This is a genomic window from Lentibacillus sp. Marseille-P4043 (assembly GCF_900258515.1).
Classification (GTDB): Bacteria; Bacillota; Bacilli; order Bacillales; family Amphibacillaceae; genus Lentibacillus_C.
Genome location: NZ_LT984884.1, coordinates 2120179 through 2135146, shown reverse-complemented (window position 1 = coordinate 2135146; position 14968 = coordinate 2120179). Strand labels below are relative to the sequence as shown.

Annotated in this window: 14 protein-coding genes; 3 read left to right on the top strand and 11 right to left on the bottom strand. The window is 37.0% G+C overall.

Features of this window, described 5'->3' with window-relative positions; all coding sequences use genetic code 11:
• Nucleotides 1–31 precede the first annotated feature (31 nt).
• From C8270_RS10375 to C8270_RS10365, 3 genes are read right to left on the bottom strand one after another with little or no spacing between them, the layout of a single operon-like run.
• Nucleotides 32–1225, bottom strand: a complete 1194-nt coding sequence (locus C8270_RS10375) for a hypothetical protein (protein WP_106496757.1) — start codon at nucleotides 1223–1225, stop codon at nucleotides 32–34.
• Nucleotides 1215–2429, bottom strand: a complete 1215-nt coding sequence (locus C8270_RS10370) for a DUF58 domain-containing protein (protein ID WP_106496756.1) — start codon at nucleotides 2427–2429, stop codon at nucleotides 1215–1217. Before C8270_RS10370 ends, C8270_RS10375 begins: the two co-directional genes overlap by 11 nt.
• Nucleotides 2426–3370 carry an AAA family ATPase gene (locus tag C8270_RS10365; protein ID WP_106496755.1) on the bottom strand — a complete coding sequence of 315 codons (945 nt, stop codon included), beginning with the start codon at nucleotides 3368–3370 and terminating at the stop codon, nucleotides 2426–2428. Before C8270_RS10365 ends, C8270_RS10370 begins: the two co-directional genes overlap by 4 nt.
• Before the next feature lie 265 nt (nucleotides 3371–3635).
• On the opposite strand from C8270_RS10365, the gene C8270_RS10360 reads away from it, so the two are divergent.
• Together C8270_RS10360 and C8270_RS10355 are read left to right on the top strand one after the other, a co-directional pair.
• Complete coding sequence (locus C8270_RS10360) at nucleotides 3636–4322, top strand: DsbA family protein (protein WP_106496754.1); 687 nt, start codon at nucleotides 3636–3638, stop codon at nucleotides 4320–4322.
• A 3-nt stretch (nucleotides 4323–4325) separates the two neighbouring features.
• Nucleotides 4326–4754 carry a disulfide oxidoreductase gene (locus C8270_RS10355; RefSeq protein ID WP_106496753.1) on the top strand — a complete coding sequence of 143 codons (429 nt, stop codon included), beginning with the start codon at nucleotides 4326–4328 and terminating at the stop codon, nucleotides 4752–4754.
• 38 nt (nucleotides 4755–4792) lie between these two features.
• Here the strand turns inward: C8270_RS10355 and C8270_RS10350 are convergent, their stop codons facing one another.
• A complete protein-coding gene (locus C8270_RS10350; RefSeq protein WP_106496752.1) occupies nucleotides 4793–6082 on the bottom strand; it encodes a hemolysin family protein in 1290 nt (429 codons plus the stop codon).
• Nucleotides 6083–6209: 127 nt separating this feature from the next.
• Here C8270_RS10350 and C8270_RS10345 point away from each other — a divergent pair, with 127 nt between their 5' ends.
• Nucleotides 6210–6794 (top strand): YitT family protein, encoded by a 585-nt coding sequence (locus C8270_RS10345; RefSeq protein WP_106496751.1) that lies wholly within the window; start codon nucleotides 6210–6212, stop codon nucleotides 6792–6794.
• 19 nt (nucleotides 6795–6813) lie between these two features.
• Here C8270_RS10345 and C8270_RS10340 read toward each other — a convergent pair whose 3' ends face one another.
• The 7 genes from C8270_RS10340 to C8270_RS10310 form a co-directional block, all read right to left on the bottom strand.
• On the bottom strand, nucleotides 6814–8316 hold the full coding sequence (locus C8270_RS10340) for a BCCT family transporter (protein ID WP_106496750.1): 1503 nt from the start codon (nucleotides 8314–8316) through the stop codon (nucleotides 6814–6816).
• 90 nt (nucleotides 8317–8406) lie between these two features.
• Nucleotides 8407–8814, bottom strand: a complete 408-nt coding sequence (locus C8270_RS19980) for a hypothetical protein (RefSeq protein WP_158701695.1) — start codon at nucleotides 8812–8814, stop codon at nucleotides 8407–8409.
• A gap of 153 nt (nucleotides 8815–8967) precedes the next feature.
• Nucleotides 8968–9555, bottom strand: a complete 588-nt coding sequence (locus C8270_RS10335) for a nitroreductase family protein (RefSeq protein WP_106496749.1) — start codon at nucleotides 9553–9555, stop codon at nucleotides 8968–8970.
• 181 nt (nucleotides 9556–9736) lie between these two features.
• Entirely contained in the window at nucleotides 9737–11014 is a 1278-nt protein-coding gene (aceA, locus tag C8270_RS10330) for an isocitrate lyase (protein ID WP_106496748.1), read from the bottom strand.
• Nucleotides 11011–12615, bottom strand: a complete 1605-nt coding sequence (gene aceB / locus C8270_RS10325) for a malate synthase A (RefSeq protein ID WP_106496747.1) — start codon at nucleotides 12613–12615, stop codon at nucleotides 11011–11013. Before aceB ends, aceA begins: the two co-directional genes overlap by 4 nt.
• A 413-nt stretch (nucleotides 12616–13028) precedes the next feature.
• Entirely contained in the window at nucleotides 13029–13394 is a 366-nt protein-coding gene (locus C8270_RS10315) for a PilZ domain-containing protein (protein WP_106496745.1), read from the bottom strand.
• Between the two features lie 113 nt (nucleotides 13395–13507).
• The gene (locus tag C8270_RS10310) at nucleotides 13508–14728 is read right to left on the bottom strand and encodes a coiled-coil domain-containing protein (RefSeq protein WP_234028543.1); all 1221 of its coding nucleotides are present in this window, start codon (nucleotides 14726–14728) and stop codon (nucleotides 13508–13510) included.
• Nucleotides 14729–14968 lie beyond the last annotated feature (240 nt).

Sequence of the window (14968 nt, the reverse complement as noted above, 5' to 3'; positions counted from 1 at the left end):
GAGTGAAGTATAACCTGCATCCAATTGAAAGTCAATCAGTGCTGGAAAAATTTGCTTCTATCGCTTTCAGTTGATCTTTTAATTCGGCAATATCGTTTTCAGTGACACGTTTCTCACCATAGCGGACCCTTTGATAGACAGCAAGATCGGCATGTATTCCAACCCGTTTAAACCAATCTTCCACTGTCTCCGAGGTGTTGCGACCATACCCATGTTTGACGGCATTCTTCTCAAATTGATATACCATTTTTCGAATGGGATGGTGAGGTTTATTAAAATAATTTCCAAACAGCTTATTCATGAACGATTTTCCTTTTTGCCGATTATCATCAAGATCACTATACTTAACCGCTTCTGGTACTCCTGTTTGATGTTGCACCAAAAACTGCTTTTTCAAGTGACGAACGATTAGCAAAATCACAAATGCCGCAATTATAAGCGCAATCCCCCAATAGATAAACGGTAACACCTTTTCTAAGTAGGATGCATCTCCCTGCTCCATTTGATTCAACTGTTCTTGCTGTTGCCCCATTGGTGATGAATCATCTGGCAATTCCACTTTATTAAAATCCAAAAACTGGAATAGAAACGCAGACTTACTTGCCACTATCGCCGCAACATAACTGAGTCCTTCACCGATTTTTATAAAAACAAAGCGACCTGTATCAAATAAAGAGAATATAATCACTGTTCCAGCTGCAAACACACCGAGAACGAGCAGCCACAATTTTTTATCAAACCGATTTCTTTCTTCTTTCGTAATAACAGTCAAATGACTACTAATATACCCAACTACCATCATTAAAAACTGCAAGAAAGTATACACGATAATTTGATAATCATTTAGTAATAGCATAAATCCAGTACCTAGCACTAAGGTAATTCTAATATATGTATTTTCTCGCTCTAAAATCGTTTCACCACGTATATTAATGTAACTCCAAGTTAAAACAGCAGGCAAAACAATGCTTAAGCCGATTGGAAACCCGCATATAATAAAGATTGCGATTAGACCAGGTGCAGTGACGATATACGGCAAATAACTATTCATAAACCGTGTATAAACAGAAAAGAGTATACAACTCCCGAGAACCAAAGCTAAATAAAGCCCATATGGGACCCACTGATAATAATAATTCATAATAGGTAGGCATATAAAAAATAAGATGATGGCTTCGCTCATAAAATGATACGCATATGCTATAATAGGGTGTTTATTTTGCATGATCAAGCCCATCCTTTGCCCATCGATTCATAAAAGCGCCATCTTTAGTTGATTCCACATGAAAGATATGCTTTTGCTTCCATTTATCGATAATCTGATTAGCTTCAACTGGAAGTTCACCAATGATAATAATTGTTTTTGGTTTGGAAAAATTCTGTCCAACCCGAAATAACATTTGCGTAAACGGGACAACCATTGCCTGTGGATGAATGTGTGCTAACATCTCCAGTGCCTGAACATAATGTGTCTTTCCTTCCCCTTCTGGCATGACTACATATGGCGTTTTACCAGGCTTTCGTGCATTAATCGCAATTTGATACGGAATTCCTTTTTCGGTCGCATATTGACATAGATATGCCGTATATGCGAGTAATTTTTCCAAATCTTTATTAAGCTGTCCTGTATTACTATGTCCTTGCTTAATCCCAAGATTAACGATAAATACATAGGACATATCAACCACCCTATCATAAACATTCGTTTGTAACTCCTGCGTTTTCGCACTTGCCTTCCAATTTATCCTGTGGAATGGGTCACTATAGCTATACGCTCTTGTTCCACGTGGGCTTTGCACATCTTCAAACGGGGAGAAGTTCATCTGTTGTGAGCCAGGTGTCACGTAAGATAATAATTCTAGTCCATTTACTGGAAGTGGTTTTGGAAAAACAACATATTCCATATAAAAGAACGGATTATACTTTAATGTCACTGTATCAAAGTTGAATAAATGGGGAAATCTATATTGGATATTTTTCACTCTTGATGTTCCCCGTTTCTCCGCTTGAATCGGCAGTGTAATCGTTACCTTTCCTTTACCAATCACAGATAATGGCATGTGGAATTGATTCCAATACTTACTTGTTGATTCAACATATTTAGTTGCCTGAATAGCTGGTTCTGTTTGAAACTGAAATTCCCCATTGACGATTGGGAAAATGGAACGGTTTTGAAATTCAAAGGTCATCTTCGTTTCATCACCAGGAAATAGACGTATCACTTGACGGTTATTTTTTAACTCCAGTTTTTCACCGATTTTTTTACCATACCATTTGTTTAACACGAGAAAAGCGGTAAATAAGCCAACTAGCAGAAACAGTACTGGCTTTTTAAAGAAGAAACTAATCGCAATCAACACAACTATTGCTGCTAGCAAATAGTCATTATTTTTACTATTTGTCGAACCGAATTCTTTTTGCCACATCATGCTTGCTCGACTCCAACTTCAACGGGAACTTCTACATCTGCTATGATCTCCTCCACAACTTGTAGGGATGTCTTTTTAATTGAGCCTTCCATCGATAAAATGAGACGATGTTCAAACACATACGGGATTAATACTTTTACATCGTCTGGAGTGACATAATCTCTAGAATGTATTAATGCCCGAGCCTGTGCCGCCCGCATGAAAGCAAGCGTTCCCCGCGGACTTATTCCCAGTTCAACATCAGCATGGTCACGTGAATGCTGTACTAATGCCAGCAAATAATCAGCTACCACCTCTGAAACAGTTACGTGTTTTATTTCTTCTTGCAATGAGCCGATCTCCTCTAATGACAAGGATGCTTCCAGTTTTTCAAAAGGATCATCTTCCCGATATGTATGTAGAATACGTTTTTCCTCTTCATTTGTTGGGTAGCCTAAATCAATTTTAAATAAGAAACGGTCCAGTTGTGCTTCGGGTAATGGAAATGTACCATAATTGCTCTCTACCGGATTTTGCGTCGCAATAACTAGAAATGGTGTATTTACTTGTACCGTTTCCCCGTCAATCGTCGTTTGATATTCTTCCATTACTTCCAATAGACTTGATTGTGTTTTGGGAGTTGCACGATTAATTTCATCTGCCAGTAAAATATTTGTTACAACTGGTCCGACACGAAGTTCAAATTCCTGTGTTTTTGGATTAAAGAAACGAATTCCTGTGACATCACTTGGTAAAACATCCGGAGTAAATTGCACCCGGCTAAATTTCCCATCTATCACCTTTGCAAAACTTTTCGCCAGTTTAGTTTTACCCGTACCAGGTACACTCTCGAGCAGAACATGCCCCTGTGAAAGCAAGGCAATAACTAATAAATCAATAACCTCTTCTTTACCAAAAATTACACCATTTAAATTTTCTTTCGCTTGATTTAATTTGTCCATTCAGCTGTCAACCTTTCAAAATTTAGATAATTACTACTATTATTACATATTTTTCATTAGATAAAAAGGTTTTATGGGACAAAGATCTGTCATCGTGTTCAAGTAGACATCACACAGATAGTTTGTTACTGTCATATTAGCAATTTCGAATGGATATGCAACAACTTAGTTTATGATAATTGTTTGAACAAAATATCATTGAGTCAACTTTTGTCAGTTTTAATGATAAAATAAACGTTACATACGAATAATGAGAGGTGTTTCGATGAATAGTAAAAAATCGCCATTTAAATTTATTGTAATTATAACGTTAATTGTTATTGCAATAATTGTCGCTTTAATTGTCATCAGCAACAAAAGTTCTGACTCTGATTCAGAGGAAGGAAAAACGTTTGATAACCAGCCGTCAACTGAGGGACAGCCTACATATGGAGACACAGATGCTCCCGTATCAATTGTTGAATTTGGAGATTTTATGTGCCCTGCTTGTAAGATTTGGGGAGAAAACTTTTTCCCACAACTAGTAAGTGATTATGTTGATTCAGGAGAGGCAAATATTTCATTTGTAAATGTGTTATTTCACGGTGCACAATCAGAGTTAGGTTCATTGGCTGCTGAATCTGTTTATAAACAAAATCCGGATGCATATTGGGATTTCCATCAAGCACTTTTTAACGAACAACCGAGTGAAGGCCATGATAATGAATGGTTAACACGAGAGAAAATAATGGAGGTGGCTGAGGGTGTTCCAAAGATCGATACAGAACAATTAAAAGAGGATCTCGATAATGAAACAGCAATGGATGAGGTTAACAAAGACACCAAGTTAGTAAATAAATTTGATGTTAAACTTACACCTACAATCATGGTCAATGGAACAACCATTGAAGATCCGTTTGATTATGATGAAATTAAAAATGCAATTGAAGATGCGTTAGAAGAAGGTAAATAGGATATGAACAAAGTTGATTTTAAACAGTATTCCCTTTATTTTGCTTGGATCGTTTCCATTGTTGCAACACTTGGAAGCCTTTATTTCAGTGAAATCCGCGGTTTTGTACCTTGCGAACTTTGTTGGTATCAGCGAATTCTTATGTATCCATTAGCATTGATACTAGGAATCGGTACATTTCAAAATGATCATTCTGTCAAAAAATATGTGCTGCCACTCGCGAGTATTGGCTGGTTTATTTCACTCTTTCACTATTTGGAGCAAAAGGTACCAGGCTTTGCAAAAATCAAACCCTGTGCAAATGGGGTTCCATGCAGTTCTGAGTACATTAATTGGCTTGGATTTATGACGATACCATTCTTGGCATTTATAGCATTTACGTTGATCATTGTACTAATGCTGTTCATAAAGTCACCAAAAAAGAACAAGTAATAACGAAGGTGCATTTCATAAATTGAAATGCACCTTTTTCACCTGTTATTATTGACGATCCTCACTTTTTTAATCTGATACCCTTCGATTTCATCAACGATAAACTGATATCCTCCATATTCAATTACTGTACCTTGTTTTGCATCCAAATTGTTCGTAATAATCCAACCACCAATTGTATCCACTTCATCATCTTTTAAATCAGTACCGAATAAATCATTAATTTCATCTAACAAAACTTTTCCAGCAACGATCGTCTCCGTATCACTCAGTTTCTCAATCATTGGTTTTTCATTAAAATCAAATTCATCACGAATCTCACCAACAATTTCCTCTAATATATCCTCAACTGTTACTAATCCGGCCGTGCCACCATATTCATCAATGACAATTGCCATATGAATACGTTCCTTTTGCATTTTAATAAGAACCTGTTTAATCGGGGTTGTTTCGGACACATGAATAATCGGTCTAATTAAAGGTATAATTGATTCTTGTTCATTGTTAAGATGATTTGTAAAAAGCTCCTTGATGTTTACCAAACCTACTACATGATCTTTGTCCCCTTCAACAACAGGATATCTTGTAAATTGCCCTTCTTGAACTACAGTAATATTTTCTTTCACGTCACTATCCTTGAAAAAACAAATCATTTCTGTCCTGGGCACCATAATCTCTTTCGCCACCCGATCATCAAATTCAAATACGTTATTGACATACATCATCTCAGCTTGATTAATTTCGCCACTCTTGTAACTTTCCGATAGTATGAGCCGTAATTCTTCTTCAGAAAGAGCTACTTCATTTTCATTTACAGGTCGAAAACCAAACATACGAATAAATAAACGAGACGAACTATTAAGTAACCAAATAAATGGAAACAACACTTTATAAAACAATATCAATGGTTTAGCGAGCATTAGCGTAACAGTTTCTGCACGTTGTATTGCAATAGATTTTGGCGCCAATTCACCAACAACAACGTTTAGAAATGTGATGATAAAAAAAGCGATGGCAAACGATAGGAAGGACGAAACAGCTGCATTCAGTTCCAATTTTTCAAAGACTGGTTTTATCAAAGTTTGAACTGTCGGCTCGCCTAACCAACCTAGCCCTAGTGCTGTAACCGTTATCCCTAATTGTGTAGCAGATAAATAAGCATCCAAATTGTCAATGATCTTTTTAGCGTGCTCCGCATTTTTATTCCCTTCTGTAATTAATTGATCTATCCTTGTTGCCCTAACTTTGACAATAGAAAATTCAGTCGCCACAAAAAAAGCGGTTAAGATAATTAAAATAATAATTAGAAGTACATTAATTATTTCCAATATGTTTCCCTGCCATCTATTTGCAGGGTATTCACCTCCTCATAAAACAAGACGGATAATTCACCTTTTTAAAACATATCTTTTAGTAAGAAGCAATTGGACAAGTATAAGTAGGTGATTATTCCGTATGATTCAAAAAATAATTTCCATCATTACTGGCAGCATTTTTGTAGCAATTGGTATCAATTATTTCCTCATCCCTAACCATTTATTAGATGGAGGCATTATTGGCCTAGGGTTGATCTCCAAGTATGCTTTAGGCTTAAAACCAGGATTAACGATCATCGTCTTGAGCCTCCCTTTATATCTAATTGCTTGGTTTCGTTATCGGACTTATTTTTACAATGGGCTGCATGGATTATTAGTCTCATCATTTTTTATTGATTATTTTCACCCATTATCGCAATTGCATACAGCACCAATTTTAATTAGTTCATTATTTGGAGGTTTGATGATCGGAACGGGAATTGGGATCATGATGCTTACGAAAACAAGCACTGGTGGAACAGATTTATTAGCCTTAATGCTGGCCAAATTAACATCACTTAACGTTGGTATTTTTATTCTTCTAATGGATAGTTTCGTTATTTTGTTTGGATGGATTGTGATTCAGAAGGCAACGATTACATATTCGGCAATCCTCGTCTTAATGGTCGGGCTGACCACTTATGTTATTACAAGTTGTTTTACTCTTGAAGAGGAAAGCAGCTAACTGAGTTAGCTGCTTTTTATTATTTATCATCTTTTTTACCAGTCGGTTCTTTTTTAAGCATTCGAATGAAGGCTACTACAATTAGCAGCAGTATCACTGTAAATGGCAGGGCTGAGATGAGTGATGCTGTTTGTAAAGCATCCAGTCCACCAGCAAGCAGTAACACAACGGCAATCGCTGTAATAAGTACTCCCCAAATGATCTTAACGAATAAAGCTGGATTTAAACTTCCTTTTGATGTCATACTGCCTAAAATATATGTTGCTGAATCTGCAGATGTAACTAAAAATGTAAAGATCAAAAATAAGGATAAAATAGACAGCACATTTGTGAATGGCATATTACCAAATGTTTGGAATAACGCAACAGCCATATCTTTATCCACCGCTTCAGCAATATGAGTTCCATTATTTAAATCACTGAAAATCGCTGTTCCGCCAAATGCAGCGATCCAGAGACATGCGATCACTGGCGGGACAACTAACACACCAAACACAAATTCACGAATCGTTCTTCCTTTTGATACACGTGCAACAAATGCACCTACAAATGGTGACCAAGCAATGGCCCAGGCCCAGTAAAAAATTGTCCAATCACGTACCCATGTCCCACCTTGATAAGGCGTCAAACGTAAACTGTACTGGACAAAGTTGGTTAGATAATCACCTAATCCCAACACAAATGTATTCAGGATAAATACAGTTGGACCGGCGAAAAAAACGAATACAAGCAGCAAAAGGCATAACCCTAAATTTAAGTTACTGAGCCATTTTATTCCTTTGTTTAAACCTGTACTTGAAGATAGTAAATAGGTGATTAACATGATACCGGCAATCACCATTTGAATCCAGATCGAATTTGGCACATCAAACACGGTGTGGAGACCGCCATTCATTTGCAAAATGCCTAGCCCTAATGATGTCGCAACCCCCATTACCGTTGCGATAACCGCTAGAGAGTCAACAGTATTACTTATCCCTCTATTCTTCCCAACGATTGGTTTAATCGAAGTCGAGATTAATCCCTTTTTCTCCTTCTTAAATTGCAAGAAAGCAATAATTAAACCAACAATCGCGAACACAGACCACTGACTGACACCCCAGTGAAAAAAAGCATACCCCATTGCGACCCTTGCCGCTTCTTCTGTTTGAGCTTCTAAGCCAGGAAATGGTGTTTTAAAAAAGTGACTCATTGGTTCGGCAACGCCCCAGAAAACGAGGCCTGCACCAAATCCAGCCGAAAACAGCATGCCTATCCAAGTAAAAAAGGGATATTCCGGCCGAGAACTCTGTGGACCCAAGCGGACCTTTCCATATTTACTGACAGAGATCCCTACCAAAAATAGAACAAAAATAAATACTGCTAAAAGATAAAACCAACCAAAATTTATCGTTGTAAAATTAAAGAGTTTTTCTGCTACTGCCCCAAATTTTTTCGGAACTACAGCCCCAATAATAACCAAGAGCAGAACAATGATTGCTGATACAAAAAATACAGGATTTTTATACGTGTGTTTTTTCATTGCAAGTCCTTTCTAGTGCTGTTTTTTTCTTATGTATGGGAGGTCAAAGAATAGTTACAGTTTAACATATAAAATGTACCCGTTTTCAAGTCAGATAAACCATATTTTATGGAAATAATTGAATTTTATGCGGTATATTGCCGATAAACACACCTGCGATTCCGTAAAAAAGACTGTTTTCTGTACAATAGATATAAAATGCGACATAACTATAGAATTGCTCTCCGCCGGACTCTTGATCGGGATGATGTTTTCGCACTCGCGCCGATATTTTCGCGTTTCGGGTCGATGTTTCGCGTTTCGGGTTGATATTCTCTCGTTTCGGGTCGATGTTCTCGTTCTTGGGTCGATGTTTCGCGTTTCGCGCCGATGTTTCACGTTTCGGGTCGATGTTTTGCGTTTCGGGTCGATGTTTTGCGTTTCGGGTTGATGTTCTCGTTCTTCTTGGGTCGATGTTTTGCGTTTCGGGATGATGTTGCCTCGCTTGGGTTCAAGCACTCATGCCGCATTAGAATGAGAGAAAGCCGTCATAAAAAGAATTGTCACTGTGTCACATTTTTCTATCAACTACGAAATTTAAAAAGCAACAAACTTTACAAAAAGGGTCTAAATAAACAAAAGATGACTTCCAAATTAGAAGTCATCTCTTGTTTATTCTCCTTGAAATGTACCTTCAAACATAAATTCCTCAACTTCATTACGATTTGAAGGTTTTTCACGTTCTTGAAATTGTTCAAGTAATAATTCCTTTTCTCCTTTATATCCTAAAGCAACAATCGCATGAACGACATAGTTTTCAGGGATATTTAATACTTCTTTCGCCTTTTCACGATCAAATCCGCCCATGGCATGTGTTGCCAAACCTTTTCTTGCTGCTTCCAATGCCAAGTAACCCCAAGCAGCTCCTGTGTCAAATGCGTGGGTAGGATTGTCTCCCCCAGTAAATTCGGAATCCATTTTTGATACTACAGCTACTAATACGGGTGCTTTGTCACACCATGCAACATTTCCTTCATATATAAATGAAAGGAACTTTTCCCGATCTTCTTGGGAACGTGCTGTAATAAACCGCCATGGTTGAATATTTGCTGCAGATGGCGCCCACCGTGCTGCTTCAAAGACACTATGAAGTACATCGCAAGGTACCTCCTTGTTTAAAAAGGATCTTGGCGACCAACGCTTTATAAAAATTGGATCGATATCGTGTGATGCTTTACGAAACTCTTTCACCTCGTACATGATGACTGCCTCCTAATTTCTCTATTGTTATAAGGAATAAGTTCCGTAGCAATTATACATGGTTTGGTTACTTTTTAAAACCCTTTTACTTTCTACAACTGACGTATTAAGCATATTAATCCTTATTTGCATCAAAAAGCGCATGATTTCTGTAAAAAAATCATGCGCTTTTGAAAAACTATTAACGTGAAAACTGTTCTTCTTCCGTCGATCCTTTTAATGATCCGGTTGACGATGTTCCCCCTGATATCACTTGTGCAACTTCATCAAAATAACCTGTTCCAACCTCACGTTGGTGGCGTGTTGCACTGTAACCATATTGTTCGCTTGCAAACTCTGCTTGTTGTAATTTCGAATAGGCAGCCATCCCATTATCCTTATAATCTCTAGCCAACTCAAACATGCTATGATTCAGTGCATGGAATCCCGCTAACGTAACGAACTGAAATTTGTAGCTCATTTTTCCAAGTTCCTGCTGAAACGAGGCAATTTCATCATCCGACAGTTTTCGCTTCCAATTAAAAGATGGTGAACAATTATATGCTAACAATTTTGTTGGATATTTTTCATGAATAGCATCCGCAAATTTTTGTGCTTCTTGTAAATTTGGTTCTGACGTCTCACACCACACAAGATCAGCATAAGGTGCATAAGCAATTCCGCGATTGATTGCTTGATCAATTCCAGCGTTTGTTTTATAAAATCCTTCAGAAGTGCGTTCACCTGTCATAAAGGTTGTGTCGTATGGATCAACATCACTGGTTATCAGATTAGCAGCATTGGCATCGGTTCTTGCCACAATTAATGTTGGGGTTCCCATTACGTCAGCTGCAAATCGAGCAGCAATTAAATTTCGTACAGCCGTTTGTGTAGGAAGTAAAACTTTACCACCTAAATGACCGCATTTTTTCTCTGATGAAAGCTGATCTTCAAAGTGAACGGCAGATGCACCAGCTTCGATCATCGCCTTCATTAATTCAAAAACATTCAATTGACCACCGAATCCCGCTTCCGCATCTGCAACAATTGGGGCGAACCAATCAATTTCTTCATTTCCTTCCGCATAATGAATCTGATCCGCACGTTGCAATGCTTGGTTAATCCGTTTAACAACATTCGGGACACTATTTACTGGATATAGGCTCTGATCAGGATACATTTGTCCTGCCATATTCGCATCAGCCGCTACTTGCCACCCACTCAAATAAATAGCCTTTAATCCTGCTTTTACTTGTTGTACCGCTTGATTCCCTGTCAAAGCTCCCAATGCATTTACAAATTCCTCCTCATTCACTAATTTCCACAGCTTTTCTGCCCCATTTTTCGCTAATGTATACTCCATATCAATTGATCCTCGTAGACGAATAACATCTTCTGCAGAATACGGGCGTTCAACACCAACCCAACGCATTTCATTTTCCCAATTACTTTTCAGCTGATCAATTCTAGTTTGTTTCATGAATTATTTCCCCCTCTAATTAAATTTTCATATGCAGGTATGGTTAAAAACTCTGCGAAATTCTCATGTCGTATTAAATCATCAAACAATTCAGCTGCTTGATTCACACTCTTTACATCTTCTTCTCCTGTATCTTGGCGGATTTTAGCTAATTCTTCTTTCATCACTTGTTCAACAAGATCATACGTTATATCCCGTCCATCTGCCAAAATACCTTTAGGATGTCGCAGCCATTGCCAGATTTGAGCACGAGAAATTTCTGCTGTTGCTGCATCTTCCATTAAATTATTTAGTGGAACAGCTCCCCTACCTTGTAACCATGCAGCAATATACTGGATAGCTACATTAATATTTGTCCGCAACCCTTTCTCGGTAATCTTTCCTTCAGGGATCTCCAGCAAATCCTCTTGCGTAACTTTTACATCCTCCCGTTTCTTACATATTTGATTGGATGTTGCCATTTCCTGATCAAAAATCTTTCTTACCAAGTCAACCATTCCCGGATGTGCAACCCATGTTCCATCATGGCCATCTTTTGCCTCACGTTCCTTATCTGCTTGAACCTTTTGAAAGGCTTCCTGATTGGCCTCGTCATCATTCTTTACCGGAATTTGTGCAGCCATCCCGCCAATTGCTGCGGCATTTCGTTTATGACACGTTTGAATTGCCAGTAAAGAATATGCCCGCATAAAAGGGGTTTCCATGGTAACAACCGACCGATCAGGCAAAATTACTTCAGGGTGCTGCTGAAACTTCTTTATATAACTAAAAATATAGTCCCAACGCCCACAATTTAATCCAGCAGCATGATCTTGCAACTCATACAAGATTTCATCCATTTCAAAAGCTGCTGTTATAGTTTCAATTAATACAGTAGCTTTAATTGTTCCTTGAGAAATTCCAAGTTCATTCTGAGCAAAAACAAAGACATCATTCCATAGACGTGCTTCCAGATGGTTCTCTATTTTTGGCAAATAAAAGTATGGTCCTGTTTCACGTTCCAACAGCTCTTTTGCATTATGAAAAAAATAAAGGCCAAAATCTACTAAGCTAGCCGATACCGAATTACCATCAATTGTGATGTTTTTTTCTTCAAGATGCCACCCTCTAGGACGAACGATGATAACTGCCGTTTGATCATTTAATGAATACTGTTTACCGTTAGCACCTTGAAAATCAATCTGTCGGCGAATCGCGTCTTTTAAATTGATTTGTCCGTTTATCACATTCGTCCATGTTGGTGATGTGGCATCCTCAAAGTCAGCCATATAGGTTTTTGCTCCCGAATTAAGCGCATTAATAATCATTTTTCGATCAACTGGTCCAGTGATCTCTACTCGTCGATCCTGTAAATCTTTTGGAATTGGTGCAACTGACCAATCAGCATTCCGAATGTTTTCTGTTTCCGTTAAGAAATTTAGCCGCTTACCCTTATTTAAATTTTCCTGTATTTGCTCCCTTATCGCTAATAAGCTTCTTCGTCGTTCATCAAAATGGTGATGCAACTTTTCAAGAAAAGTCAGTGCTTCATTCGTTAAAATTTCATCATACCTTGTTTGTAATTCATCTTTAATTTTAATTTCCCCGTTCTTTATTAACATAAAATTTACATCCTCCCTTGTTATAAAACAAAATTCATTTAATTATTGTGTTATATAACATGATGTGTAAAAAAATTAATCCTCTTCCTTTTTTGATAAGCAATAATCACACTCAAGCAAATAATTTTTAGCATTAACTGGTTTTCCACATTCCTGACACTTAACATAAGAAGAAGTTTTATTCAATATTATCACCCACCTTTTTATATAACAGATTTGTTAACTTTTATTTTGTTATAATACAGTCTATTCTGTTTTTTAGAAAATTGCAACCCTTATTTTGAAAAAACTTAAATATTAAAAAAACGAATACTTAAGATAATACTGTAGCATCAATCAAGTTGAAAAACATTTTGAAAAAAATAAGCGGTACATATCAATGTACCGCTTATAAAAAGTATATATTCTATTTATCAATCATTGACTTTGGACTTTCCTAATTCTTTTAAATCATCAATTAGATTGTCCTGTACTTGCTCATCCAAAGCAAATTGAATCCCATAATTGTATTCATCAAGATGTGCTTTACTCCAAATTATTTCTCCTTGCACCAAATATTCATTGTCATTTAACATAAACCGGATTAATACCTTAATATCGTTTCTGTTGGACATTTCTAACGTTGTAGCTAATTTCATGCCATTTAAGCTAAGATCGATAATGCTTGCCTCTCCTTCAGATGATTCAACACTATTTCCGTTGACTTCTTCAATTGTGAAAAATGCCTCTAAGGGAGTTCCAAATTCATAGCGGAATGCTTCATCTCGTTTGTATCGCACTAGATATAACCACCTTCAAAAATGATAGATTAATCATATTGAAAAAATTCTTTCTTGGCAATATAAAAATTCAAGCGGATGATTTCCGGTGAAACCATCCGCTTGAATTACAATTATTTAACACGTCTTACATGTCCGGAGAAGTGACTACTCCAATAAGGATTTGACATGCTTACAACATCCACGCCAGTAGAACTTTGTGACCCAATAAATTTACCGCCACCAACATAAATCCCAACATGTCCATTTGTTTTATACGTATTAAAGAATACTAAATCGCCTGGTTGAATGTTGCTGTATGATACCTTTGTTCCCGTACCAGATAATGCTGAAGTAGTTGCAGGGATTGATTTTCCTGCTTGGGAATATGCCCATGAAACAAATCCAGAACAATCAAATCTACCATTTCGAATATCGCTCGCAGTACGTCCAGCGCCAAATACATAAACAGAGTTTCCAATGTATTTATATCCAGCATTTATAGCTGCGCCAACATTTCCGCTTGGTGCCGGTGCTGCCTTACTTGAGTTTGAATTTGTTACAGCTGCAGTTACATTACTACTGGATCCTACTACAGTTCCATTGTTATTAGATTCCATGCTTTGGCGAATATCCGCTTCTAATGCTGCAAGATTACTATCCTTGCTTTGTAAATGTGACTTCATTTCTTTTAGTTCTGCTTCTTTATCTTTTAATTCTTGTTTTGCTGCTTCATTCTGTTCTTTTTGTTCTAAAATTGTATCCTGGATAGCTTCTTGTTCCGATTTCATATCGGTTAATTCAGCTAGCTTTTCCTTAACAGAATCTTGTTTTTCCTCTACTGCCTTTTTATCTTCTTCCTGTTGTTCCATTAAGTCAGCATCAGCTTCGGATATTGTAGAAACTGCTGAGGCACGCGTAATGAAATCACCAAAACTTTTGGACCCGAAAAGAACTTCCAAATATTTAATGTCTCCGCCGTTTTTTTGGTAAGCTACAATCCGATCTTTCATAATTTCATAACGTTCGGCAATTTTATCTTCTAGTTTTTCTATTTCAACTTCTAGTTTATTTACTTCTTTTTTCGTACTTTTAATTTTGTCCTCTGTTTTTTCCATTTGTTTTTTATTTTCAACTAACGCATCGTCAACTCTAGCAATTTTTGCATTCAAATCTTCCAACTCTACTAGAACATCGGCGATTTTAGATTCTGCATCAGATAGATTTGCTTTAATATCTGACCGTTCATCCTGAATTTGTTGTACTGACTTTTCAGCGTGTGCCGTATTACTAAAAAATGCACTTGTCAAACCAACCACTGCAACAGTGGTCATCGTCGCTATCTTTTTTTTCAACTTCTTTTCCCCGCTTCCCTATCACTACCGCAATTTCTATGTATAAAATTTATTCCCGTGCAGTAATGTGATTTTTTTATATGTAATCTATGTAATTTATTATCTTAACTAATTCGTAGTATATCATCTTAAAATGACAATCATGTAATATGAATATTACATTTATGTTTCAATTTTGACGATAACCCCTTTTTTTCGTTACATTTTTCACTTTTTACAACAAAAAAGCCTACCAACGTA

Excerpts from the sequence above, each read along its gene's own strand:
- C8270_RS10365 (WP_106496755.1), bottom strand. The coding sequence starts at position 3,370 with ATGGACAAATTAAATCAAGCGAAAGAAAATTTAAATGGTGTAATTTTT.
- C8270_RS10355 (WP_106496753.1), top strand. The coding sequence starts at position 4,326 with ATGAACAAAGTTGATTTTAAACAGTATTCCCTTTATTTTGCTTGGATC.
- C8270_RS10335 (WP_106496749.1), bottom strand. The coding sequence starts at position 9,555 with ATGTACGAGGTGAAAGAGTTTCGTAAAGCATCACACGATATCGATCCA.
- C8270_RS10375 (WP_106496757.1), bottom strand. The coding sequence starts at position 1,225 with ATGCAAAATAAACACCCTATTATAGCATATGCGTATCATTTTATGAGC.
- C8270_RS10345 (WP_106496751.1), top strand. The coding sequence starts at position 6,210 with ATGATTCAAAAAATAATTTCCATCATTACTGGCAGCATTTTTGTAGCA.
- C8270_RS10370 (WP_106496756.1), bottom strand. The coding sequence starts at position 2,429 with ATGATGTGGCAAAAAGAATTCGGTTCGACAAATAGTAAAAATAATGAC.
- aceA (WP_106496748.1), bottom strand. The coding sequence starts at position 11,014 with ATGAAACAAACTAGAATTGATCAGCTGAAAAGTAATTGGGAAAATGAA.
- C8270_RS10340 (WP_106496750.1), bottom strand. The coding sequence starts at position 8,316 with ATGAAAAAACACACGTATAAAAATCCTGTATTTTTTGTATCAGCAATC.
- aceB (WP_106496747.1), bottom strand. The coding sequence starts at position 12,615 with ATGTTAATAAAGAACGGGGAAATTAAAATTAAAGATGAATTACAAACA.
- C8270_RS10360 (WP_106496754.1), top strand. The coding sequence starts at position 3,636 with ATGAATAGTAAAAAATCGCCATTTAAATTTATTGTAATTATAACGTTA.